The organism is Ancrocorticia populi (assembly GCF_003123745.1).
In the GTDB taxonomy this organism is placed as follows: Bacteria; Actinomycetota; Actinomycetes; order Actinomycetales; family Actinomycetaceae; genus Ancrocorticia; species Ancrocorticia populi.
Map to the genome: position 1 here is coordinate 252,758 of NZ_QETB01000001.1, position 23,224 is coordinate 275,981.

General features: G+C 60.6%; 22 protein-coding genes. 18 read left to right on the plus strand and 4 right to left on the minus strand.

Annotated features, from left to right (window positions below; genetic code table 11):
• Positions 1-166 precede the first annotated feature (166 nt).
• The 3 genes from DD236_RS01185 to DD236_RS01190 are packed head-to-tail and all read left to right on the plus strand — an operon-like array spanning position 167 to position 1,125.
• Positions 167-496, plus strand: coding sequence for a WhiB family transcriptional regulator (locus DD236_RS01185; RefSeq protein WP_165819787.1), 330 nt, complete (start codon positions 167-169; stop codon positions 494-496).
• 13 nt (positions 497-509) lie between these two features.
• Positions 510-665: a Sp36 family protein gene (sp36, locus tag DD236_RS11945; RefSeq protein WP_123072368.1), complete on the plus strand. Its 156-nt coding sequence runs from the start codon at positions 510-512 to the stop codon at positions 663-665.
• Between the two features lies 1 nt (position 666).
• Positions 667-1,125 carry a RidA family protein gene (locus DD236_RS01190; protein ID WP_109092553.1) on the plus strand — a complete coding sequence of 153 codons (459 nt, stop codon included), beginning with the start codon at positions 667-669 and terminating at the stop codon, positions 1,123-1,125.
• A 62-nt stretch (positions 1,126-1,187) separates the two neighbouring features.
• Here DD236_RS01190 and DD236_RS01195 read toward each other — a convergent pair whose 3' ends face one another.
• On the minus strand, positions 1,188-1,865 hold the full coding sequence (locus tag DD236_RS01195; protein WP_109092554.1) for a Crp/Fnr family transcriptional regulator: 678 nt from the start codon (positions 1,863-1,865) through the stop codon (positions 1,188-1,190).
• An 80-nt stretch (positions 1,866-1,945) separates the two neighbouring features.
• Between DD236_RS01195 and nth the strand changes: the two genes are divergently transcribed.
• On the plus strand, positions 1,946-2,683 hold the full coding sequence (gene nth / locus DD236_RS01200; RefSeq protein ID WP_109092555.1) for an endonuclease III: 738 nt from the start codon (positions 1,946-1,948) through the stop codon (positions 2,681-2,683).
• A gap of 46 nt (positions 2,684-2,729) precedes the next feature.
• On the opposite strand, the gene DD236_RS01205 is transcribed toward nth, so the two are convergent.
• Both DD236_RS01205 and DD236_RS01210 read right to left on the minus strand, forming a co-directional pair.
• Complete coding sequence (locus DD236_RS01205; RefSeq protein WP_109092556.1) at positions 2,730-3,647, minus strand: alpha/beta fold hydrolase; 918 nt, start codon at positions 3,645-3,647, stop codon at positions 2,730-2,732.
• 39 nt (positions 3,648-3,686) lie between these two features.
• Positions 3,687-4,565: a hypothetical protein gene (locus DD236_RS01210; protein ID WP_109092557.1), complete on the minus strand. Its 879-nt coding sequence runs from the start codon at positions 4,563-4,565 to the stop codon at positions 3,687-3,689.
• A 178-nt stretch (positions 4,566-4,743) separates the two neighbouring features.
• On the opposite strand from DD236_RS01210, the gene DD236_RS01215 reads away from it, so the two are divergent.
• The 7 genes from DD236_RS01215 (at position 4,744) to DD236_RS01245 (ending at position 9,225) form a co-directional block, all read left to right on the plus strand.
• Positions 4,744-5,766 carry a CpaE-like family protein gene (locus DD236_RS01215; protein WP_109092558.1) on the plus strand — a complete coding sequence of 341 codons (1,023 nt, stop codon included), beginning with the start codon at positions 4,744-4,746 and terminating at the stop codon, positions 5,764-5,766.
• Entirely contained in the window at positions 5,766-6,908 is a 1,143-nt protein-coding gene (locus DD236_RS01220; protein WP_109092559.1) for a TadA family conjugal transfer-associated ATPase, read from the plus strand. Before DD236_RS01215 ends, DD236_RS01220 begins: the two co-directional genes overlap by 1 nt.
• 119 nt (positions 6,909-7,027) lie before the next feature.
• Entirely contained in the window at positions 7,028-7,603 is a 576-nt protein-coding gene (locus tag DD236_RS01225; RefSeq protein WP_133246025.1) for a type II secretion system F family protein, read from the plus strand.
• Positions 7,600-8,124: a type II secretion system F family protein gene (locus DD236_RS01230; protein WP_109092561.1), complete on the plus strand. Its 525-nt coding sequence runs from the start codon at positions 7,600-7,602 to the stop codon at positions 8,122-8,124. The genes DD236_RS01225 and DD236_RS01230 overlap by 4 nt, the downstream gene beginning before the upstream one ends.
• A 134-nt stretch (positions 8,125-8,258) precedes the next feature.
• On the plus strand, positions 8,259-8,438 hold the full coding sequence (locus DD236_RS01235) for a DUF4244 domain-containing protein (RefSeq protein ID WP_109093246.1): 180 nt from the start codon (positions 8,259-8,261) through the stop codon (positions 8,436-8,438).
• A 62-nt stretch (positions 8,439-8,500) separates the two neighbouring features.
• Positions 8,501-8,854: a hypothetical protein gene (locus tag DD236_RS01240; protein WP_133246026.1), complete on the plus strand. Its 354-nt coding sequence runs from the start codon at positions 8,501-8,503 to the stop codon at positions 8,852-8,854.
• Positions 8,851-9,225: an Rv3654c family TadE-like protein gene (locus tag DD236_RS01245; protein ID WP_109092563.1), complete on the plus strand. Its 375-nt coding sequence runs from the start codon at positions 8,851-8,853 to the stop codon at positions 9,223-9,225. The genes DD236_RS01240 and DD236_RS01245 overlap by 4 nt, the downstream gene beginning before the upstream one ends.
• Here DD236_RS01245 and DD236_RS01250 read toward each other — a convergent pair.
• Positions 9,173-11,605, minus strand: a complete 2,433-nt coding sequence (locus DD236_RS01250; protein ID WP_243409870.1) for a DEAD/DEAH box helicase — start codon at positions 11,603-11,605, stop codon at positions 9,173-9,175. The two genes, DD236_RS01245 and DD236_RS01250, sit on opposite strands and share 53 nt — an antisense overlap.
• 258 nt (positions 11,606-11,863) lie before the next feature.
• Between DD236_RS01250 and DD236_RS01255 the strand changes: the two genes are divergently transcribed.
• From DD236_RS01255 to DD236_RS01285, 7 genes are all read left to right on the plus strand, one after another.
• Positions 11,864-13,744 carry a ribonucleoside triphosphate reductase gene (locus DD236_RS01255; protein ID WP_109092565.1) on the plus strand — a complete coding sequence of 627 codons (1,881 nt, stop codon included), beginning with the start codon at positions 11,864-11,866 and terminating at the stop codon, positions 13,742-13,744.
• The gene (locus DD236_RS01260; RefSeq protein WP_341476529.1) at positions 13,737-14,468 is read left to right on the plus strand and encodes an anaerobic ribonucleoside-triphosphate reductase activating protein; all 732 of its coding nucleotides are present in this window, start codon (positions 13,737-13,739) and stop codon (positions 14,466-14,468) included. Before DD236_RS01255 ends, DD236_RS01260 begins: the two co-directional genes overlap by 8 nt.
• Positions 14,469-14,559: 91 nt before the next feature.
• Entirely contained in the window at positions 14,560-16,959 is a 2,400-nt protein-coding gene (locus DD236_RS01265; RefSeq protein WP_133246027.1) for an LPXTG cell wall anchor domain-containing protein, read from the plus strand.
• Between the two features lie 102 nt (positions 16,960-17,061).
• A complete protein-coding gene (topA, locus tag DD236_RS01270; protein ID WP_109092568.1) occupies positions 17,062-19,737 on the plus strand; it encodes a type I DNA topoisomerase in 2,676 nt (891 codons plus the stop codon).
• A complete protein-coding gene (tmk, locus tag DD236_RS01275) occupies positions 19,738-20,343 on the plus strand; it encodes a dTMP kinase (protein WP_109092569.1) in 606 nt (201 codons plus the stop codon).
• Between the two features lie 2 nt (positions 20,344-20,345).
• Positions 20,346-21,506, plus strand: a complete 1,161-nt coding sequence (locus DD236_RS01280) for a DNA polymerase III subunit delta' (RefSeq protein ID WP_109092570.1) — start codon at positions 20,346-20,348, stop codon at positions 21,504-21,506.
• A gap of 114 nt (positions 21,507-21,620) precedes the next feature.
• The gene (locus DD236_RS01285) at positions 21,621-23,207 is read left to right on the plus strand and encodes an alpha/beta hydrolase (protein ID WP_109092571.1); all 1,587 of its coding nucleotides are present in this window, start codon (positions 21,621-21,623) and stop codon (positions 23,205-23,207) included.
• Positions 23,208-23,224 lie beyond the last annotated feature (17 nt).

Consider the following 23,224-nt stretch of genomic DNA (forward strand, 5'->3'; position numbering starts at 1 on the left):
CCGTCGCGCAGCCTTACCAAAAAGTGGCCATGGCCGTCTCACGGCGCGAATTCTAAGACGTCAAATTGGGTTTATCTGGATGAGGTGCTTACTATGGAGACATACGAGGTGATGAGAGTCACTACGCCTTGGTGGACAGCGTTGTTCTGTTGGAAAGGAGTAGGCAATGTCAGTGGCCGAAGCTGATCAGACGTGGGCCGTTTATGCTGCGTGCGCGCATACCGATCCCGATGCGTTATTTGTCAAGGGGGCTGCCCAGCGGGAGGTGCGACAAGTCTGCTTTTCGTGCCCTGTACGCGTTCAATGCCTTTCGGACGCCCTAGACTCCAAGATCACCTTCGGGGTGTGGGGTGGGCTCACGGAACGTGAACGGCGGGCCATTATGCGGCAATGCCCGGATGAAGAGGACTGGACCGAACGTCTGGCGTCCGGCACCGATGAACTCGCTGAGGCACTCCGCAACGGGAAACTGCCACGCCTCGGCCGCGCCTCATAGCTAGGATTGGCTTATGCAAACATGGGAATACGCAACAATACCGCTCTTGATTCACAATACGAAGGCCATCCTCGACACGTGGGGAGAAGAAGGATGGGAACTGGTTCAGGTGATCCCTGGGCCAGATAGCTCGAACCTCGTGGCCTACCTAAAGCGCCCGAAGGCCTGAGATGCCGCACTTCGCTGAGAGGCTCGCCGAGCTGGGCATTGTTCTACCTGAAGTGGCTGCCCCTGTGGCCGCCTATATTCCGGCCAAGCGGACGGGTCCGGAGATCCGTACTTCAGGCCAACTTCCTTTCGTGGCGGGGAAGCTAGAAGTTACGGGTAAGGTTGGCGCAGAAGTCAGCGCAGAACTGGCCTACGATCAGGCCCGGATTGCTGCCCTGAACGCTTTGGCCGCCGCCGCATCGGTTGGTGGAGAGAGCCTGACTATTACGCACGTGACCGTTTTCGTGGCGTCCGCTCCCGATTTCACAGCCCAGCCCCAAGTGGCGAACGGCGCTTCCGATCTCCTCGCGGAGATTTTCGGCCCGGCTGGTGCGCACACGCGTTCCGCAGTTGGCGTGGCCGTACTTCCCTTGGATTCTCCCGTGGAAGTTGAGCTCGTTTGTTTGGCCGATAACGAATAACCACGCTCAACCCAAAAAAGGTGTGGACCAGACGGTCCACACCTTTTTCTTATCGACTCGGTTTAGTGTGCGCGGCGCTGGAGGCGGCCCACTTCGATCAGAAGGACTGCGCGGCCTTCCAGACGGATCCAGTTACGGGAGACGAAATCAGCAAGGGACTTGTTGACGGTCTCGCGCGATGCTCCTACCAGGTGAGCCAGTTCCTCTTGAGTCAGATCGTGAGGTACATAGATGCCTTCAGGAGTGCGCTCGCCGAAGCGGTTGGCGAGGTCAAGCAGTGCCTTGGCAACGCGGCCAGGAACATCGGAGAACACCAGATCGGCCATCTGCTCGTTGGTATGGCGCAGGCGCCGGGCCAGCTCGCGGAGCATGGACTGCGAAAGCTCCGGGTGAGCAGTCAGAAATACCATCATGTCCTTGTGTGACAAGGAGAGCATCTTAGTTGGGGCGATGGCTGTCACCGTGGAGGAGCGTGCTCCAAGATCAAACAGTGAGAGCTCCCCAATGATCTCACCGGGGCCAAGCACGGCGATGAGATTCTCGCGGCCGTCATCAGACGAGTGGCTCAGCTTAACCTTGCCCTCAGTGAGGACATAAAGGCGATCGCCCTCGTCCCCTTCGCGGAAGAGTGCATCCCCGCGCTTGAGGCTGGTATCGCTCATAAGCTCACCGAGACTCTCGAGGTCCTCAGCATCGAGATCCTTGAAGAGGGGAACCCCCTTCAGAACGGTGGTGTCCATTTCTTCCCTTTCTTTGAATATGCTATACACATCACATCTTGCCATCTTCTAGGGTGCATTCGCACTAATAAGCTAGAAGCATGTCCCCACGAGTTCGACTTCCCTACAGAGCACGGTCTGTCAAAGAGCGCCGTGAACGTGCTGCGGCAATCACCGATGAGCTTGCGATTCTGTATCCAGACGCCCGCTGCGCGCTCGACTTCTCGAATCCATTTGAGCTACTTATTGCCACAGTTCTCTCTGCGCAAACCACCGATGTACGGGTAAATTCGGTGACACCAGAACTGTTTTCTCGCTACCCCGATCCCGAATCGATGGCTGGGGCAAACCGCGAGCAGGTCGAAGCGATCTTAAGACCACTCGGGTTCTTCCGATCCAAGGCAAAATCCTGCATAGGACTGTCGGCCGCCCTGTGCAGCTCTTTCGGCGGGGAGGTCCCGGGAAATCTTCCCGATCTCGTTTCCCTGCCGGGGGTTGGCCGCAAGACCGCCAACGTGGTGCTTGGCAACGCGTTCGATATCCCCGGCATCACGGTTGATACGCATGTGGGGCGGTTGGCGCGCCGGTGGGGATGGACTCGGAACGAGGATCCAGTGAAGGTGGAGGCGGATATCGCGCAGCTTTTACCCGAGGAGACGTGGACACTTCGGTGCCATCAAATCATCTACCACGGGCGGCAGGTATGCCATTCGCGCAAGCCGGCTTGTTTGGAGTGCGGGTTGAAGTACGTATGCCCGTCCTACGAGATCTATGTGGGCATGCCGGCCGTCTCTGATCCCGAGGCACAACTCCCAGAACCCCCACATCCCGAGATCTGACGCAAACCCGAAGTTGAAACTCGGGGCTTGACGCAGTCTCGGGGGACTAGGGGAGGGAGTCCAAGAACTCCAGAATGATCCTCGTAGATTCTTCCGGGGCTTCCTCGTTTACGAAGTGCCCCACCCCAGGAATGGTGATGTGACGGTATGTGTTCGTCACGAATTCGCTGTCCCGCTGCCAGGCGCGTTCGGGGAGCAATGGATCTAGATCTCCGCGAACGGTCCATACGGGGACCTCGATATCGCGTTTGGTGATCTCGAAAAATTTGCGACCATCGGGACGCTGAGGGGAGGTGTAGGACCACCGGAGCTGAGCAACGGCGGTGTCCGCGGCCTCGGGGAGCCTCATGGCTGCCGCATAGTTAGTGGCCTCGCCAGAAGCGCCAGTATTTGCGGGGGCGGACCATTCCTCGAGCAGCTTCTTGATGTAGGAATCGCTCCGTAGAGCATTCCGGGCGAGCGGGCTCACGAAGGTCTGTGCCACCCGGCGCCATGTTGCCAGTGTCAGGTGAGTACCAGCACGTTGGAGAGTGCGGGTATGAGGAGCTGAGAAGGTGAGGACGCCGGCCGTCAGCTCGGGGAACATGGCGGGAAGTGCCCACGCCAGCGTCCCGCCACGCCCGAGTCCAACAACGGCCACCTTGGAAGCGCCAAGTGTGCGGGCTATCCCACTGAGGTCACGCGTGAGAGTGAGCGCGTCGGTTCCCTCGGGGGTCTTATCCGATCCCCCGAGCCCCCGCTGATCGATCGCGGCAACCTCGTAGCCAGCCCGGGCGATGGGTTCAATCTGGTGCCTCCACGCCCACCAATATTCCGGATGCCCATGTACGAGGAGAACTAGGGGACGATCATCGTGGTGGGAGCCCATGTGGGCAAGATGAAATTGGCATCCGTTTGCCTGAATGAGGCGATGGGCCCACGGCCCTGGAATGAACACACACGAGTTATCGGCTGGTGTGGCCATGGAGGATCCTATCGATGAGGAGACTGAGCAGAGAAGAGGCTAGTTCGCCATTGCGCTGAGCGCAATGGACCGCCGTGCGGCAGCATCCCCCACGCGTTCGCCCCGCCGCCGCGCGGAATGCGCAACAAAGCCAGTAAATAGCAGCAATGCCCCGAAGATGAGGATACGGCCGGAGGCAAGATCGTACGTGATGTGATCCACCACGTTAGCGGTGAAATCGTTGTACCCGCCGATCGCATCATCGATCGCTGGAAGCACCGTGTCTCTGACGAAAACCGGGGCAACGATTGGAACGATGCCGATGGCGGCCGTGATTATCCCGATCACCTGAGCGCCAAGGGAAGAGCGGCGGGCCAGCAACCAGATGAGGCACGCGATCGCGAGACCTCCGGCCATCTCCGCCACCGCGGCCCAGTTCAGCACGCCCGTCTCCCATGGGCTATTGGCAACGGAGGAAAGTCTCACGCTAGCGTCGGATAGAAGGTACCAAGCCATCGGTACAAGCAGTAGCGTGGCAATAAGAACTCCGGTATGAGTCCAGCCGCGTCCGGCCGGAGCATCTGGGATCTCGGGTTCCGTAGGAATCGCGGGAGTAGCGGTTTCCACTACTGGCGGCTCAGCGAAAAGATCGGGCGCAGGTTCCGGTTCAGGCTTGTCCGGAGTTTCTGCCTCGGGGCCGCTCTGGTGTGCGAGGGCGTCTGCGAGCGACGAAGGCCCTGCTTCCTCAGGGCTTGCCTGAGGATTGGTATCGAAGGCGGGATCGCTGCCTCTAGGAGATTCTTCTGCCGAGGCCGCGGAGATGCTCGAATATCCAGATGCGGGTGAGCTAGGTGCCTCCGGAGAAATGGGCGCCAGAATTTCGTCCTCATCGAACGGCCGACGAGCGGCCGAGGAGTATGGATCGGTCGGGGTAGGCATAATTCCCTCCTAGAACAGTTCTAGAACGACGCTACGTCAGATCGCCCGCCGAAGAGGAGAACTTGACGGCGTGCCCTCGAAATGTGCGGATGTATCCACAGAATCGGGAGTGCGCGAGTTATCCACAGTTCAGGACTCGGGCCGCGCAGCTAGCGCGCGATTGCGTGAAAGTAATCGCATGACTAATAGAAGAAAAGATAGCTTAACGTACCGCGAAGATGCCGTTGCCACGCTTGAGGCTCACACTGACGCCGTGATCCGGGAAGTCAATCGGCTCGCTGTGCTGGCGGGAATAGATGTTGTTCGGGTCAAGCCAGGTGCAGCACCAAGAGCAGTGCTGCAGATGACCGAGGAGCCGGGATCCCATTTGGCGGTCCGGGCACGGTTTCACCCGGCATACGCTTCCTACTTCGCCTCGGGAAGCGTGGTTATCACGCTCCCGGAGCAGGCCGAGGACCTCCTAGAGCTGTTGCTTGCGGCCGGGTCCACGAGGCGCGGAGCCATCACCGGAGTAGTAGGGTCCCACGGCGGGGCAGGAGCGTCCCTGCTTGCGTCTTGGTTGGCGCGGATTTTGAGCGACGACGACGGCACTGGACTCATCGATCTAGACCCGCTTTCCCTCGGGCTGGCGGATGGTGTGGGCCTCCAGTCAAGCCCGGGGTTGCGGTGGGCCGATCTAAATGAGGATGCCGGGGCGCTCGTTCCGGGCCGGTTGAGCGCCGCACTTCCGCATCTGGGGGATCTCCGGGTGTTGAGTGCGGATGATCGCGGAGCGGTTCCGCCCAGCGGTGAGAGCGGTGCACGTGCCATTTCGGCGCTTTCACAGGTTCACGCCCACACGGTTTTGGATCTACCCAGAGATGCGGGGGCCGCCGATTCTCATTCGAGGGAGTGGCTCGAATGGTGCGATACCGTCGTCGTCATAACTCATCCCACCACCCACGGGCTTAAACACACTCAGCAAATCCTCTCAAACCTGCCTTCGCACGGGAGGGGAATCGTGGCCGTCAATCGGGCGGGAAGCGCCGGGGAGGTGGCCGCTCTAGCGCTAGAGTTGGGTGACCAAACGGTGTTACCCGTGCATCGGCTTCGGAACCTCGAACAGGACCTCGCTCACGGTATTCGGCTGGGGGATCGGAGCAGGTCCGTGACCGCGCGTGACATCTCCAAAATCGCCCTCGCGTGCCAGGAGAATACGTGATGGCGCGGCTGAGCCGGGAGCAGGTGGATGTGGCGCGCTCCGCCATTGCCACGGGTGGTGGCCTGCCCGAGGCGATTTCGAAAGAGTTTGTGGGGATCCGCGACGTTCTGGAAATTGGCGGGCAGATTCGCAATGCGCTCGCGGGAGCCGGACCGCATCTCCAGCCGCTACTCGACAATCCGCGAGTGACCGATGTACTGGTCAACGGGGCAGACGGAATCTGGATTGATCGCGGAAGCGGGTTGGAGCGCGTGGGCGAACTAGACAACGTGTACAGCCAAGCTCAGGTGCGCGAGCTGGCCGTACGGCTGGCGGCGGCATGCGGTCAGCGTCTAGACGATTCCAGCCCGGTGGTGGACGGGACCTTTTCGGGTGGGACGCGCCTTCACGCAGTGCTGCCGCCCTTGGCTGCCGAGGGAACACTGATCTCGCTGAGAACCCACCGCCCCGTGTCCTTCTCACTGAGCGATTTGGAGGAACTGGGCATGCTCGCGGATATGGGGGATATCCTCGCCGCGATGGTGGCGAAGCGGGCCAACGTGATGATTTCGGGATCTACGGGGTCGGGGAAGACGACTCTGCTGGCGGCGCTGCTGGGGACGGTTCCGGGAGACGAGCGGATCCTAGTGATTGAGGAATCCAGCGAGCTTCGGCCGCGCCACCCCCACGTTGTTCACCTTCAAGAGCGTCGGGAGAACGTGCAGGGCGCCGGTGCCGTCAGCATGAGCGAACTCGTGCGGGCAGCGATGAGGATGCGCCCGGACCGGATCGTGCTCGGGGAATGCCGCGGAAGGGAGGTCCGCGATGTCCTTTCCGCCTTGAACACCGGGCACGAGGGCGGATGGGCCACAATTCACGCCAATTCCGCGGTAGATGTGCCCTCCCGTCTGATTGCGCTTGGGGCGCTCGCGGGCATGAACGAGGCAGTGGTGGCGGCGCAGGCTTCCGCTGCCCTTGACGCCGTCATTCATGTGGAGAGGAGCGGTGGGATAAGGCGGATCGCCCAGATCGCAGTGCTGGAGCGCCGGCGTGGGGAACTTCGCGCGCTAGCCGCTGTGGAAAGGCGCGATGCTGGTCTAACTTTCGGGCCAGGCTGGGAGAAGCTGGCATTCCGTCTGCAGCTTGGGGGCGAGGGAGCATGACGGGGATTGCCGTAGCCCTCATCCTTGTGACGATTTGGGCGGGGCGGGGCGTTCCGCCGCGATTGGAGGGGAAGAGGCGGAAGGGAGGTGTGTTCGGGGCAGATGGGCGGAGGAACAAATTGAAAAGTGATCAGCGAGGTTCAACCGAAAAGCCAGAGGCCCCCGAGGACCTCGGCTTAATTGTTTCCGAGGTTGCCACACGCCTGCGGTCAGGGGCTGGAACCGAGGCGGCGTGGGTAAAGACTTTCGATCGATTCGGGATGATTGGGCGCCTAGACGAATCTGGCGTTCCGCTGGCTGTGCGGCGAATCTGGAATGGTGGGCGCGGGGTGTTCCGGCGCCCGGGGACGCTACGCACTGGCGTGCCCGCCGCGATAGCCGTGTGCCGGATGAGCTGGCTGACCGGCGCTCCCACCGCGGACATTCTCGATTCCTGCGCTCAGGGGATAAGCGAGGCGGGGGAGGCCAAGGCTGCGCGGGACGTTGCACTGGCCGGACCTAAGGCGAGCGCACGCATGCTGGCATGGCTACCGCTTATGGGAATCGGGTTTGGGACGATCATTGGCGCCCGGCCCCTCGTATTCCTTACCGGGGAATGGTTGGGGAATATGTGCTTGGTGATTGGGGTGGGCCTCGAGGTGGCCGGCGTGATGTGGGTGCGCCGTCTGACTCGCCGGGCGGAGAATGCGGCATGATACTGGCTATTACGGGGATCCTTCTTGTGGCGGCGGCCTATGTTCCGATCGGTCGGGGAGAACGCCGGGGAAAGGAAGTAGATCTGCCGCTCGACCACGTGGACGGGGCAATGGCGGCGGACCTGCTGGGGGCCGCGATGAGGGCAGGTACCTCTATTCCGGGTGCGCTCACTGCGCTGGGCACCGCGTTGGAGGAAGAGGGAGAAAACGGCCTTGATCGGGCCGCCCAGATCCTTTTGACGGGAGGAACGTGGGCCGAGGCGTGGGAGGGCGTGCCCGGTCACCTTCAACCCGTGCGGAATGCCCTTGAGCCAGCGTGGAGTGATGGGGCCGCTCCCTTGCCGCTCTTGACGCGGTGTGCTGAGACGATCCGGCAGAGCCGGGAACGAAAGGCGCGTGAGGCGGCGGCGAAGCTGGGGACGCAGCTCGTGATGCCTCTAGGGCTGTGCTTCCTTCCTGCATTCGTTGTGATGGGAATCGTTCCTGTGATTGCCTCGGCGGGCCTCAGCATCTTCGGCTGAGCGCGGACGTTTCCACAGGTGCCGTTCGTGCAAGGTTTGTGCACAGGAGCGGGGACGAGAAGCGTAGTGGGGTTTGCAATCCGAGAAAGTTGATCTAGCTCGCAATCGTGGGCGATCAACGAAAGGACAAGAACATGTACACGAATATCGAAGCGTTCGAGGATCAGAGTTCCGAGTCAGGAATGGCCACCGCGGAGTACGCCGTGGGAACAATGGCGGCCTCCTCGTTTGCAGGAATCATTCTCTGGCTCGTACAGCAACCGTGGGTAAAGGAGGCGATCGAAAGCATCTTTAAGAACATCTTCAAGATGTGACACGTTGAGGTTGTGGTGGGGGCGCGACCCCACCACAACCTCCCCAACAGGAGGTGAGTGACGTGAAGAGACGATCCGAATCCGGAATGGTGACGGCCGAGATTGCCATGGGGTTGATTCCCATCATGGGAGCGTTCGTACTGTTAATGACGGCGATCGCCCTGGGCACTGCCGCTCTGAACGCTCAGGAGATTGCGCGAGCCCTCGCGCGAACTGCCGTGATTGGCAAGCCCATAGGGGCGATGGTTAGCCATTACGAGCAGGAGTATCCCGGCTCTAACGTGGATGTGGGGACGCGTGGCGAGTACCTGGTGGTAACCGTGACGGTTGAACCGAACGGGGTCTTATCCCCGTTCGATATGGGAGTATCCCAGACGGTCATGGCCCGGCCGGAGCCGGGGGTGGAGCTTCCGTGAAGGATCAACGCGAATCGGGTGCCGGAACGGTGCTCGCGCTGGGAATCGTGATGGCGATGGTGATATCTCTGCTTGGAATGTTCGCACTCGCGGAGGCTGTAGTGGCGAAAGACCGTACTCAAGACATCGCAGATCTCGCTTCTCTGGCTGGTGCCGAGGAACTGCGGGTATCGGGACAGAAGGAAGCGTGCGCGGCAGCCTCCGATTTGATCGGAAGCCATGGCCTAGAGATGAAGGAATGTCGAGCCGAAGGCTCTCATGTGATTATCACAGTTCAAGGCCGCGCGAAGGCTATCCCAATGGCGCTGACGTCCAGCGCTAGAGCTGGCCCTTCGGACGATCGTCCCGCATCGAGCGGACAAGCACCGTGAGAAGGTCTTGGGCGCCATGCTTGGATAGCGGCGAATTGTTGTTGCCACATTTGGGAGACTGGACGCAGCGTGGGCAGCCGGCCGTGCACGAGCATGTGGTAATTGCCTCCAGCGTGGCTTCGATCCAAGCGAGCCCTGCATCGAAGCCACGCTGCGCGCATCCCGAGCCGCCCTCCACCGCATCGTGCACGATCACGGTAGCCTTCCCGGTATCGAGGTGAGCCGCGGTTGATAGTCCACCCAAGTCCCACCGGTCGCACGTGGCAAAGAGCGGAAGAATGCCGATGGAGGCATGTTCGGCGCCGTGGAGGGCGCCCGGTAGGTCAGCGGCAGAAACCCCCGCCTCCTTGACCGCGCCAGCATTCATCGTCCACCACGTCGCGCTCGTGTGTAACTCACGCACGGGCATGGAAAGAGGAACTAAACCCAGATACATCCCATCCCGGGCCCGGCGAATGTCATATCCCACAACCCGGGAGGACACCACGACGGTGCCGAGCGCCCACACGCCCGTGCTCAGCTCGATGGACTCATCGGTGTTCAAGATCTCCACGGAGGTTTCTTCGCGAGCGAAGGTACGCAGCTCCTCGTCTCGGTGGCGGTGCACCAGTGCCACCTCGGATCCGAGTTCCTCTACTTCGTAGGGAACGCCTTGATGAAGATAGACGGCGCCCGGAAACACGGTGGTGTCCGCCCGGGCAGAATCAACAGTGCCCAGGACGGCGCCGTCCCCCGAATCAACAATTGAAATGGTGGAGCCTTCGCCGCGCAGGCTCACGGTTTCGTGTGCGCCAATGCCCAGAGTTGTATTCCAGAACCATCCCGTGGGGCGCTTGCGCAGAAGGCCCTCGCGCGCCAGCTCGTCAAAGAGCTCTGTGCCTTCCAATCCGAACACGGTGGCGTCGCTTTCCTGCAGCGGTAACTCGGCGGCCGCCGCGCACACCTGCGGTATGAGCACGCCGGGGTTGGAGGGATCGAAAACGTTGGATTCGCTTGGCGTATCGGCGATGACGTCCGGATGATCGAGGAGGTACTGATCCAGCGGGTTATCCCGGCCAATGAACACGGCCAGCCCGGGGCGTCCTGCGCGGCCGGCCCTGCCGATCTGCTGGCTGAACGATGCGTGTGTACCGGGCCATCCCGTGACAACCACGGCGTCCAGCCCCGAGATGTCGATGCCTAGCTCCAGAGCACTTGTGGTGGCCAAAGCCCGAACGTCTCCCACCCGCAGCCGCCCTTCGAGCTCGCGCCTTTCCTCGGGAAGGTATCCGCCCCGATAGGCGGCAACAGTACCAGCCAGGTGGCTACTGCTCTGCTCTAGGCGCTCGCGAGCAATCTCGGCCACGCGCTCAGTTCCGGGACGTGAGCGAACGAAGGTCAGGAGCCGTGCCCCTTGAGAAACGAGGAAGGCTGTGAGATCACCGGCCTCGCTGTTGGCAGCCCTGCGAGGCGCATCCTCACTGGGCAGCTCATCAGGGTCGTGATCGGTGGCGAGCTTCGTCGTCGTCTCAAAATCCGAAGGCGGCCCAGAATCCGGTGGCGCAGAATCAACGGGAGCTGGCCTCCATAGGACAATCTGGCTACCGGCCCGCGGCGAACCGTCTTCGGTTACGGCTTGGACCGGGCCGAAGGAGTCTCCGAGAAAACGCTGGGCGGTAGCGGCCGGGTCCCCGCTAGTAGCCGAAAGGAAAACGACGGATGGATGGGCGCCGTAGTGGTTGGCGATGCGCAGGATTCGGCGAACAACGTGGGCAACATGCGCTCCGAACAGGCCCTTGTAATTGTGGAATTCGTCCACAACCACCAGCCGTAAACCGCGCCATAGCCGCGCCCAACGCGCCTGTCCTGAGAGCATCACGTGATGAGCGAAATCGGGATTGGTCAGGACTATATCCGCGTTGTCCCTAGCGTAGGTTCGTTCGGACAGGTCCGAATCGCCGTCCGCGGTGGCAACTCCCACGCGCGCTCCCGCTTCGGCGGCCGCAATCAGCGCGTCGAGCGCGGCCATCTGGTCCGCCGCGAGCGCCTTAGTGGGGGCCAAGTACAGGGCGGTGGGGCGGTGAGTGAGGGAGGCGAGGCTGACGCGCTGGCTACTAAAGCCCAGTAGCTCACTCAATATCGGAACCCACGCGGCAAAGGACTTGCCCGATCCGGTTCCCGTTGCCAACACGACGTGCCGGCCTTCATGCACGGCCTCGGCGGCCCGCGCTTGGTGGATCCATGCCTTCGAAGCCCCGGCGCCAGCCAGAGCCTCGACCAACCGCGGATCTACCCAAGACGGCCACGGCTGCGTGCGGCTCTCGCGCGCCGGACGCTCGATGATCCCGGCAATCTGGTCCGGGAGGGCGCGGCGGGTCAGCGCGGAGAGTAGATCGGTCACACACCTAGTGTGCACCATCTTCCCTACGCAAATTAGGCAACCGGGACGTTGGGCCCACGGTTTTCGGTCTTGGGAGTGTAGGCAGAAGGTGCGAGTGGGCACTACATCTTGTGTGTGGGGCGTGTCGTAACCACAAGATCTGGTGTTGCCGTAATAGTTTAGATCTTGCGCGGCGCCGCGGCGGTACCCGCCAAACGAACTGAATTGGGACAGTAATCGGGCCTTCTTCAGCCACCAGTAGAAGAAAAGGAAGAGGATATGGACAAGGACTCACAGCGCGTAACGATCGATGCTCTTTCAACGGTCAACGAGTATCTTGACCGCTCCGATTGGCGTGTAAACGCCAATGCGAATCAGGATTATTCACTCGGGGGCTTGATCCTCAATTCATCAGGCAAGACGATCGCGAACTACTGGCTCTCCAGCGTTTACTCCGAAGATGAGGGCCGAGCCCACCGCGAGGGCGATTATCACATTCACGATCTGGATATGTTGGCCGGATACTGTGCTGGTTGGTCCCTGCGCCGCCTCATCGAGGAGGGGTTCAACGGGGTATCGGGCGCCATTAGCTCTGCCCCACCCAAGCACTTCAGCTCCGCCTGCGGTCAGATTGTCAACTTCCTTGGCACCCTCCAGAACGAGTGGGCCGGCGCTCAGGCATTCAGCTCCTTTGATACCTATATGGCGCCCTTCATTCGGCTGGACAATATGACCTTCGATCAGGTTAAGCAGCAGATTCAGGAGCTCATCTACAACCTCAACGTCCCTTCGCGTTGGGGCAGCCAGTGCCCGTTCACTAACCTGACGTTTGACTGGACATGCCCCGCGGACATCGCGGATAACGTCCCGCTGATCGGCGAGGAAGTGTGCGATTTTACCTACGGCGATCTTCAGGCGGAGATGGACATGGTGAACCGCGCCTACATGGAAGTGATGATGGAGGGTGATGCGGACGGGCGTGTGTTCACCTTCCCGATCCCCACCTACAACATGACGAAGGATTTCGATTGGGATAGCCCCAACGCTGATCTTCTGTTCGCCATGACGGCCAAGTACGGCCTGCCCTACTTCCAGAACTTCATCAATTCGGAGCTGGATCCGGGCATGATCCGCTCGATGTGCTGCCGCCTCCAGCTAGACCTACGCGAACTTCTCAAGCGGGGCAACGGCCTCTTCGGATCGGCCGAGCTCACGGGCTCGATTGGCGTGGTCACCTTGAACATGGCCCGCCTGGGCTACCTGTACAAGGGCGATGAAGAGGGCATGCTTGCCCGCGTGGATTACCTTATGGATCTGGCTAAGTCCACGTTGGAGAAGAAGCGCGCGAAAGTCAGCGAGCTCATGGAGCAGGGCCTCTACCCCTACTCCAAGCGCTACCTCGGCCACCTGAACAACCACTTCTCCACTATCGGTGTGAACGGGATGAACGAGATGGTCCGTAACTTCACGGACGATCGCTACGATCTTACGGATCCCGAGGGACACGAGATGACCGTGCGCATCCTTGATCACGTGCGCGCCCGCCTCGTGGATTTCCAAGAGGAAACCGGCAACATGTACAACTTGGAGGCAACGCCCGCCGAAGGAACCACGTACCGGTTCGCCAAGGAGGATCGCAAGCGTTTCGCCGATATTCTCCAAGCCGGAACGGACGCGGAGCCCTACTATACGAACTCCTCGCAACTCCCGGTTGGCTACACGGAAGATGCCTTCGAAGCCTTGGAGCAGCAGGCTGATCTGCAGTCCATGTACACGGGCGGCACTGTGCTGCACCTGTACATGAACGAGCAGATGACGTCCGCCCAGGCGTGCAAGAAGCTGGTACGCAGAGCCCTCACCAACTTCCATTTGCCTTACATCACTATCACGCCCACGTTCTCCATCTGCCCGGTCCACGGGTACTTGGCCGGAGAGCACCTCACGTGCGAGCAGTGCGCGGAGCTAGATCCGTCCGCCGAACCGCAGCCCTGCGAGGTGTGGACCCGCGTGATGGGTTATTTCCGTCCCGTTCAATCATTCAACATTGGCAAGAAGGGCGAATACCACGAGCGCGTCACCTTCAAGGAGAAGGCTCTGGGAAGCTCCGTCAAGAGCGCTCTGGCCGATTCCTACGAAGAATTCCAGAAGATGAATGCCTAGCATGGTCTCAGCCGACGATCTCGCGGTGGCCGGCCTAGTCCCGCTCTCCAGCGTGGACTGGCCGGACCATCTGGTGGCCACCGTGTTCTGTCAGGGGTGCCCGTGGCGCTGCCCGTACTGCCAAAACTCTGCGATCTTGGACACCCGGACTCCAGGGATCGTCCCGTGGCCCGAGGTCACGTCCCTTCTGGATCGGCGCGCCGGGCTCCTTGATGGAGTGGTGTTCACGGGCGGCGAGGCGATGCGCCAGCCCGCCTTGATCCCTGCCATGGAAGAAGTTCGCGGGCGCGGGCTGCAAATCGGCCTGCACACCGCCGGAGCCTACCCGAGGCGTCTGGCCGAAGCCCTTCCCCTCATCGATTGGGTGGGACTGGACATCAAGGCGCTTGCCGGGGATTACCGCGAGGCCGCCGGGTTCAACGGCGGGGACAAGGCGTGGGAGTCACTGCGGCTTGTCCTTGAGGAGGGGGATCGGCTCGATTACGAGGTTCGTCTCACCGTATTCCCCGGAGCGCCGGCCGATCGTCACTTCACTGAGTTTCTGGGGGCGTTGCGCGAGGCGGGCGTGGAGAACTTCGCGCTTCAGGAGGCTCGTTCGCAGGGGACCGACGAGGTGTTCCAAGCCATGGCCGAGCGCTGGGACATGCCCGCTTGGCGCGCCCGCTGGGATGAGATGGCCGATGGGGCCCGTTCTGCCGGGTTTGCGAACGTGGTGGTCCGGTAGTTTTTTAACGACGACGGCGGATTCCAGTGCTCGCCGTTTCCCCAGAACCCCTTCGTGCAGTGTTTCTCCACAGGGTGCGTGATGTACCCGCGTGGCTTTTTATCTCTCCGATAGCGTCTCGATACCTGCTGGGCCATTCGGTCCGGCGATATCGGACCGAAAGGACGAGATGGTGAAAGCGACGTTTGCATCACTCATCGCGGCTGCTGTGGCGGTGAGCACCTTGATGGTGCCACCAGTTCAAGCAGAACCAGCCCCCACCCACTCAATTAGCATTCCGCAGGCGGCTCCTGGATGGAGCTTCGGGGAGGGCATATCGTTTGGAACAAAGAACTTCTCAGGAGTTGTTCGCGATTCCAAGGGCACCAAGTACACGTGCGCGGCGGACGGAGGTGTGTATTCTCTTGCCTCCTCCTTGGTGAGCAACGGAAGCATGAAGGCCCCCAAACAAGTGAACAGCCTGAAGGTTGTGGGCAACGTTCCAGCCGGTGCCACCCCAAAGAAGGGAACGGTCAAGGATAAGAAGAAGCTAGGGCAGATGGCCTATATTGCGTCGCTTGCTGGGAAGCCAAGTGACGTGGACGCGGCGGCAACGGAGGCCGCCATTGCAAGGGTTGGTGGTGTTTACTCCGGCTCTATCTGGGAGAAGGCCGCCCAGGGCAAATTGAAGACAGGCAAGGCTCTCAAACCAGCGGTGGTGCGTTCCGGGGAGCTATACGCCCAGGCCAAGAAGTATGCGGGTCCGTATAAGGCAACCCTCAAGATTGATCTACCTGAGAACTCCTCGGAGGGGACAATTAGACGAATCGGGCTGACATCTGCCTCGGGAAAGAACGTGCCGGGCCACCCCTTCGAGCTCAAGCTTTCGGGGCCAGCGACGTTCGTAGACGGCACCACTTCCATCAAGGACAAGACTGCTTCGAGCACCCAGAAGATCGATATCCGCACAACCGGGGACGGTAAGGTGACGGCGACGCTCGTGATCAAGGATGTGGCCGATTCGCGTCCTTGGATCTCTAAGGGCACTTCAGATCGAGGCCGTGCCCAGAACCTCATCGTCTTGGGGAAGAAGACGGAGATTTCTGCACAGGCAAAAGCACAATCCACCTCTCCCATGTTCGAGCCTCAGATTGCTACCGAAGTGAAGGACAAGCAGGTGGGCAAAGGCGATCCGCTAGTGGATGTCCTGAACGTGACGAGCAAGAGCGGAACTTGGCCATTCGTGAAGAAGACGGGCGAACCCATCACAATTCGGGCGAAGGTTGACGTGTACGGGCCGTTTTCGAGCCCACGGGCTGAGGTAAAGGACGGAGCAGAGTTTGCTCAGTCACTTATCGGAACGTACAGCGTAGACGTCAATGGTGAAGGTAGTTACCAAACCGATGGCGCGATAACCGCTCCTGAGGAAGGGTTCTACTTCTTCCAGGCCCGCGTTGATCCCAAGGATCAAGGCAAACTATCCGAGAAGATAACAGCCTTCACCTCTCCTTTCTTCGAGGCGAGCGAGACCAGCGTGGTCCAGTGGCAACCATCGATCGTTTCAGAGGCCACGGCGAAGGCTTTAGATGATGGAGGTGTGGGTATTCGTGACGTCATCACCGTTTCTGGGATGCCGGAAGACCACGGGGACTTCGGTGGAGTGAGCGACTGGGAGGCAGATCATCAGGTGATCGTCCATTCCCTGTACTTCGTGCCGGCTGGAACCGAGCACACTGAAGGTGTGACCGAGGATCTTGAGGCACTCGCCACCGTGGAGACCCCCGCAGCAAACGGAGAATATGTGATCGAGGCCGATCAATTTCCGATGGATCTGGACCTCGGGGTGGGAACCTATCAGGTGGTTTCCGAGTTCGCGGGGGACGCCCGCGTGGTCTCACTCAAAACCTCGGATATTGAGCCGAGCGAACAGGCTAAGCCGGAGTTCGGAACCGTGCGCACCGAGGCTCAGGTGGTGGGTGCCGATACTCTGACTCCCGAGGGGACAATTCGGGACACCGTGATCCTTGAAGGTGCCTTCCCCAAGGGTGCCTACACAGACGTTGACCTGTACACATGGGAAGCAGGAGGCGAGCCTGTATGCGAGGAAGCCATCTGGACTGCCGAGCGGATTGAGCACGGGAATGAGGCAGGCGAATACCACACGGATGAGTACACGGTCTCAGATAGCGAGGTTGCGGTATACGGATTCGTTGAGCGCACGTATGACCAAAACGGCAATCCGATCTCAACGGGAGAATGTGGCGCGGAATCCGAGACGATCCAAGTAGTAGCTCCTCCGGCCGCGACGCCGCCGCCCACTACGGCACCCGCTACGCCACTGCCACCAGCCACGTCAGCGCCAATCGCGCCGGTTGATCTAACCCCGAGTGCGTCTCCCAGTACTCCGGCCGAGCTACCCAATACCGGCTTTGATGCCAAGAGTCTTATCCCCATTTCACTCGCATTGATCTGCATCGGTTCGATCGCATTTCTCGTGGTCAGGAGGAGGTAAACAGGAAGCCGACTCAGCGAAAGGACTCGCAGCGGTGTTATAGTCCCGGGAGAACCACCGTTGAATCTGTGGGTAAAACCCCGAGTGTCAGAAGGAAGCAACGTGACCAAACTCGTCATTGTCGAGTCTCCAGCCAAGGGCAGGACCATTAGTGGGTACTTGGGCGGCGATTACGATGTTGAAGCCTCGGTAGGCCACATTCGAGACCTGCCGCAGCCCTCCGAGTTGCCAGCAGATATGAAGAAGGGGCCCTACGGCCGCTTCGCCGTAGACGTTGATAATGGTTTCGATCCCTATTATGTGGTTGCGCCAGAAAAAAAGAAGAAAGTGGCTGAGCTTCGCAAGAAGCTCAAAGAGGCCGACGAACTTCTTCTGGCAACTGATGAGGATCGCGAAGGCGAGGCTATCGCGTGGCATCTGTACGAGGTGCTCAAGCCCAAGGTTCCGGTGAAACGCATGGTGTTTCATGAGATCACCCAAGAGGCGATCTCTCGGGCACTGGACAATCCGCGTGAGCTTGATACCCAGCTTGTTGACGCGCAGGAATCGCGGAGAATCCTCGACCGGTTGGTCGGGTACGAGGTTTCTCCGCTCCTGTGGCGGAAGATTGCTCCGGGGCTATCCGCTGGCCGCGTACAGTCGGTGGCAACCCGCCTCGTGGTGGATCGCGAGCGCGAGCGTATGGCCTTCGTTGCCGCTTCCTACTGGGACGTCACCGCGCTCATGGTTAAGGCCTCAGAGACATTCTCTGCGAAGCTCGTGGGCCTCGACGGTGCGCGCATCGCCACGGGCCGCGATTTTGACGATAAGGGCCAACTCAAGACGAAGGCGGTCAAGGCCGGGATCCGCACGCTGAATGAGGCGGATGCCCACGCCATCGAGGAGGTAGCTGCCAGCAATCAGGCCACGGTGACTTCCGTTGAAACGAAGCCGTATAAGCGCCGTCCCGCTCCGCCATTTACTACCTCGACTCTGCAGCAGGAGGCTTCTCGAAAGCTGCGCATGAGCGCCCGTGACACGATGCGCACGGCTCAAGGACTGTATGAGAACGGCTTTATCACATACATGCGTACCGATTCGGTCAACTTATCTGAGCAGGCTGTCGCTGCGGCGCGCACCCAGATCAAGGAGCTGTACGGGGCTGCCTCACTTACGGACAAACCCCGCCATTACGCCACGAAGTCCAAGGGTGCTCAGGAAGCCCACGAGGCGATCCGGCCGGCCGGCGATCACTTCCGCACGCCGAGTCAGGTCCGGGGTCAGCTCAACGGCGCACAATTCAAACTGTACGAGCTTATCTGGAAGCGGACCATTGCCTGCCAGATGGCCGATGCAGTGGGTAAGACTGCCACGGTGAAGCTATCTGTCCCGCTCGCGGGGGTGGCTTCGAGCCAAGCTGGAGAATTCTCGGCCTCGGGAACGGTCATTACCTTCCCAGGATTCCTCGCGGCTTACGAGGAATCCCAAGATGCTAAGCGCTATGGCAGCTCCGAGAAAGAGGGACAGAATCGCCTCCCAGATCTCTCCGAGGGTGAGGTTCTCTCTGTGGCTGAAGCCTCAGCTGAAGGCCACGAGACGCAGCCGCCTCCGAGGTATACGGAGGCCTCGCTTGTCAAGACCATGGAGGACCTTGGAATCGGACGGCCCTCAACCTATGCGGCAACGATCTCTACGATCTCGGACCGCGGGTATGTGGAGCACCGCGGTCAGGCGCTCGTACCCACATGGGTGGCGTTCTCCGTGACGCGCCTCTTGGAAGAGAATCTTCCTCACCTCGTGGATTACGACTTCACGGCTCACATGGAAAACGAGCTGGATTCCATTGCGGCCGGGAACGAGGAGGGCCCGGTATACCTCGAACGCTTCTGGCGTGGGAACGATAGCACGCCTGGCCTTGAAGGGCAGGTGGAGAGCCTCGGAGATATCGATGCCCGCGCGGTGAACTCTATTGCGCTGGGCGGAGGTATCACGCTGCGCGTGGGACGATACGGTCCTTACCTTCAGGAGACCGGACCCGACGGCGAGGAGCTTCGCCGCGCCTCCGTACCCGAAGGCGTTGCCCCAGACGAACTCACCGTAGATAAGGCCAAAGAGATCCTCGAAAAGGGATCGGCCCAAGGCCGCGAGTTGGGCGTGGATCCCGAAACCAATCACGTGATTCTAGCCAAGGTTGGGCGCTTCGGCCCCTACATCACCGAGGAGATTCCCGACGGCGAGGTTGCCTTGACACCAACCGGCAGGCCATCCAAGCGTAAGCCGAAGCCTCGCACTGCCTCGCTCTTCTCAACCATGGATCCCGAAACGGTCACTCTGGAGCAGGCGCTATCTTTGCTTTCGCTTCCTCGCACCGTTGGCCAGTTGGATGGCGAAGACGTCTTGGCAGCCAACGGCCGCTATGGTCCCTACCTCAAGAAGGGATCGGACTCGCGATCGCTCACCAGCGAGGAGCAGATCTTCTCGATCACAGTGGAAGAGGCTAAAGCGCTCTTCGATCAGCCTAAGCAGCGGCGCGGAGCAACTACCAAGGAGCCCCTCAAGGAGCTGGGTGTGGATCCGGTAAGTGAGAAGACCGTCCTGCTCAAGGATGGACGTTTCGGTCCCTACGTCACCGACGGCACAGTTAATGCCTCGCTCAAACGCGATGACGATCCCAACATGATCACTAATGAGCGCGCCTACGAATTGCTGGCCGAACGCAGGGCCAAGGGACCTGCAAAGAAGCTGAAGCGTAAGGCAGCGAAGGGTAAGACGTCGTCGTCCAAAAAAAAGGCGAAGTAAGTGTTTATCACGTTTGAGGGCGGGGACGGCGCGGGCAAAACTACTCACCTGCGCTTGCTCGCGCAGTGGCTTGGAGAGGCCGGCTACGACGTGGTGACCACGCGCGAGCCGGGTGGAACAGAGCTCGGCAGATCAATTCGTGAGCTGATCCTGCACGGCGGGGACGTTGCACCCAAGGCGGAGGCTCTGCTGTATGCCGCGGATCGCGCCCATCACATCGCCACCGTGGTGCGGCCCGCCCTCGTACGTGGAACCGTCGTGATTGCGGATCGGTACCTTGACTCTTCGGTTGCATACCAGGGTGTGGCGCGCGATCTTGGGCTTGAAGAGGTTCGCCAGCTTAGCTTGTGGGCCACGGATGGGCTGATGCCGGATCGGACCATTTTGCTGGATGTTCCCGTTGAGGTGGGAAGTGCGCGTGTGGGAAAGAGCCAGGACCGGATTGAGGCCGCTGGACGCGAGTTCCACGAATCGGTGCGCCGCGAGTTTCGTCTGCTAGCCGAAAAGGAACCCGAGCGGTGGCGGATTGTGGATGCCACGCCGGACGTGGAGACGGTGGCGGCGAGTGTTCGCGCTGCCGTTCTGGATCTTTTTGATCGAGGGTAACTGTGAGCGTCTTTGATGAGTTGGCCGGTCAGGCCGCGGCTAGGGAGCAGTTAGAGCGCGCTGCCGCGGCGTCGCGATTGGACCGCGCTGATTCCTCCATGACGCAGGCGTGGCTGTTTACCGGGCCTCCCGGATCCGGTAGGTCGAACGCCGCCCGAGCGTTGGCCGCCTCGCTCGAATGTACGGGGCCGGTGCCTGGGTGCGGGGAATGCTCGGCGTGCCGCAACGTCATGGCCGGGAACCACCCGGACGTGGAGATTGTGGCAACTCACGGCGTCACCATCACCGTGGATCAGACGCGTTCTCTCGTAGGTGGCTCGTACATGGCCCCAGGCGTTGGGCGGTGGCGAGTAATCATCGTAGAGGACGCGGACCGCATGGCCGAGCGTACAACGAACGTGCTGCTCAAAGCGATCGAGGAACCCCCACCCACAACGATCTGGATTCTGTGCACGCCTTCGCCCGAGGATGTGATGCAAACGATCCGTTCGCGCTGCCGTGGCGTCAATCTGGTTGTTCCGGCCGCCGAAGATGTGGCGGATCTGCTAGTGCGGCGCGACGGCGTGGATCCCGCCGTGGCGATTGTTGCGGCGAGGGCCGCACAGTCGCATATCGGGCGTGCGCGGGCCCTGGCACTTGACCCTCAGGCTGGTGAGCAGAGGCAGGCTACCCTGCGCGCTGCCCTGTCCGTGCGTGGCGCCGCGGACGCTATCATTGGCGCGCAGCGGATCATGAACGTGGCCGTTGACGTTGCGGGGTCCAAGGCCGGTACCTCGAAGGATGAGGATATCGCGGAGCTGAAGCGGTCGCTTGGTATTGAGGATGGTGCGCGGGTACCGCCGGCGGTCCGCGCCCAGATTCGTGAAGTTGAGGAAGAGCACAAGCGCCGCGCCACCCGTGCGAAGAGGGATGAACTGGACCGCGCGATGGTGGATATTCTGTCCATATTTCGCGACGTCCTCACCGTTCAGTTGGGTGCCGATATTGCGCTTGTGAATGCAGATTTTTCACGGGGAATTGAGGCGCTCGCCGAGGCATCTACGCCTGAGCAATCTGTTGAGCGGATGGATGCGATCGCCCTTGCGCGCAAGCGGCTGGCCGGAAACGTTGATCCGCTTCTCGCGGTGGAAGCCATGATGATGGCCTTCCGCCCGCAGGCCTAGGGCTTCGCGAAGGCTTAAACTCTCGCCGTTCCCCCAAAACGCCCGCCGGGCCTTTTCTCCACAGGTTTGCGAACGAAGCGTGCGCGGGGTGGCGCGGACCTATACGGTGTAGGGGTGAAGCCACAGAAGAAACTCTTAGCCACGCTTTCAGCATCCGCACTCTTGCTTGGTGCATGCGCGCTCAATACCCCCGAACTTGGGGCTGTGACACCGGCACCTACCACGTCACCCACTGAGCCGGCGCCCACAAATGGTCCGGCGGGTGATGGTCCAGTAGCGATCGATGCGCAGATGCCTACCCCTCCCGCTGGTCTGGAGGAGTTCTACACTCAGGACGTTGACTGGCAGGATTGCGGTGGCTTCCAGTGTGCGGACGTTACTGTGCCGCTCAATTACGACGATCCTGACGGGGAGACCATCACTATTGCCATGCTCAAGCGCCCGGCAGATGGCGATGCGATCGGGAGCCTCTTCGTCAATCCCGGTGGCCCCGGTGGCTCAGGCAAGGATGTGGCCGAGAGTGCGGAGTACTACTTCGATGGGGACATTCGGGCCAGCTTTGACATCATCGGATTCGATCCTCGCGGGGTCGGGGATTCCTCCCCAATCGAGTGCGTGGATGACGAAACATTAGATCGCCTTCTCGATGTGTCGTACCCGGATACGGACAAGGGAACAAAGGAATACGAGAAGGATCTCAACACCATTGCCGATGGATGCGCGGAGAATTCTGGCGACCTTCTGGACTTTGTAGGCACTTACTCCGCGGCTCAGGACATTGACGTGATGCGTCAATTGGTGGGCGATCCCAAGCTGTACTACACCGGCTTCTCCTACGGGACCTTCCTTGGTGCAGAGTACGCTGAGCAGTTCCCAGATAACGTGGGCCGGCTCGTCCTTGATGGTGCTGTTGACAACACCATCGGCAGTGCTCGTATGGCCTACGATCAAACGCTCGCTTTCGAGAAGTCCTTTGAGCGCTATGTGGAGGACTGTCAAGCAAACACGTCCTCGTGCCCCTTCGAGGGAGACGTTGACGATGGGCTTGCCCAGATTCACGAGATCTTCGAGGACTCTTTGGAGAACCCGATCGAAACCAGTGATCCGGATAGGCCCCTCACGCAGGCGCAGCTGTTCGGAGGCATGATCCTGCCCATGTATGAGGATATGTTGTGGCCCCAGCTCACTCAGGCGTTCAACGAGGTAATCGAGGACGGCAACGGCGATACGTTCCAGATGTTCAATGACATGAGCAACGAGCGCAACGACGACGGCACGTTCGAAACCAACGGGACCGAAGCCAACTGGGCGATCAACTGCGCCGATTACGGTCCGGGCTCCTCCGATGAGGCCAAGGAACTCTCTGAGAAGCTCGAGGACGAGGCGCCGATCTTCGGAAGCTATATGACCGAGGGTGAGGATCTCTGCTCTGAGTGGGCTTACCAACCTGATGAAACGCCTGGGGCGCTAACTGCCTCCGGTTCGGATCCGATCGTTGTTGTGGGGACCGTCTACGATCCGGCGACTCCGTACCAGTGGGCCGAGGCGATGAACTCCTCGCTCGATAACTCGGTTCTGGTGACTTGGGAAGGCGATGGCCACACCGCATACTCCCGCGCCGATTCGTGTATTAACGATCCGCTGAACGCCTATCTTCTGCAGGGAACCGTCCCTGAGGATGGCCTCACATGTGAGAAGTAACCGCCAATTTGCAGCGC

What these genes read in the sequence shown, in the direction of transcription:
- DD236_RS01185 (WP_165819787.1), top strand. Translation starts at nt 167, where the DNA reads ATGTCAGTGGCCGAAGCTGATCAGACGTGGGCCGTTTATGCTGCGTGC.
- sp36 (WP_123072368.1), top strand. Translation starts at nt 510, where the DNA reads ATGCAAACATGGGAATACGCAACAATACCGCTCTTGATTCACAATACG.
- DD236_RS01190 (WP_109092553.1), top strand. Translation starts at nt 667, where the DNA reads ATGCCGCACTTCGCTGAGAGGCTCGCCGAGCTGGGCATTGTTCTACCT.
- DD236_RS01195 (WP_109092554.1), bottom strand. Translation starts at nt 1,865, where the DNA reads ATGGACACCACCGTTCTGAAGGGGGTTCCCCTCTTCAAGGATCTCGAT.
- nth (WP_109092555.1), top strand. Translation starts at nt 1,946, where the DNA reads ATGTCCCCACGAGTTCGACTTCCCTACAGAGCACGGTCTGTCAAAGAG.
- DD236_RS01205 (WP_109092556.1), bottom strand. Translation starts at nt 3,647, where the DNA reads ATGGCCACACCAGCCGATAACTCGTGTGTGTTCATTCCAGGGCCGTGG.
- DD236_RS01210 (WP_109092557.1), bottom strand. Translation starts at nt 4,565, where the DNA reads ATGCCTACCCCGACCGATCCATACTCCTCGGCCGCTCGTCGGCCGTTC.
- DD236_RS01215 (WP_109092558.1), top strand. Translation starts at nt 4,744, where the DNA reads ATGACTAATAGAAGAAAAGATAGCTTAACGTACCGCGAAGATGCCGTT.
- DD236_RS01220 (WP_109092559.1), top strand. Translation starts at nt 5,766, where the DNA reads ATGGCGCGGCTGAGCCGGGAGCAGGTGGATGTGGCGCGCTCCGCCATT.
- DD236_RS01230 (WP_109092561.1), top strand. Translation starts at nt 7,600, where the DNA reads ATGATACTGGCTATTACGGGGATCCTTCTTGTGGCGGCGGCCTATGTT.
- DD236_RS01235 (WP_109093246.1), top strand. Translation starts at nt 8,259, where the DNA reads ATGTACACGAATATCGAAGCGTTCGAGGATCAGAGTTCCGAGTCAGGA.
- DD236_RS01255 (WP_109092565.1), top strand. Translation starts at nt 11,864, where the DNA reads ATGGACAAGGACTCACAGCGCGTAACGATCGATGCTCTTTCAACGGTC.
- DD236_RS01260 (WP_341476529.1), top strand. Translation starts at nt 13,737, where the DNA reads ATGCCTAGCATGGTCTCAGCCGACGATCTCGCGGTGGCCGGCCTAGTC.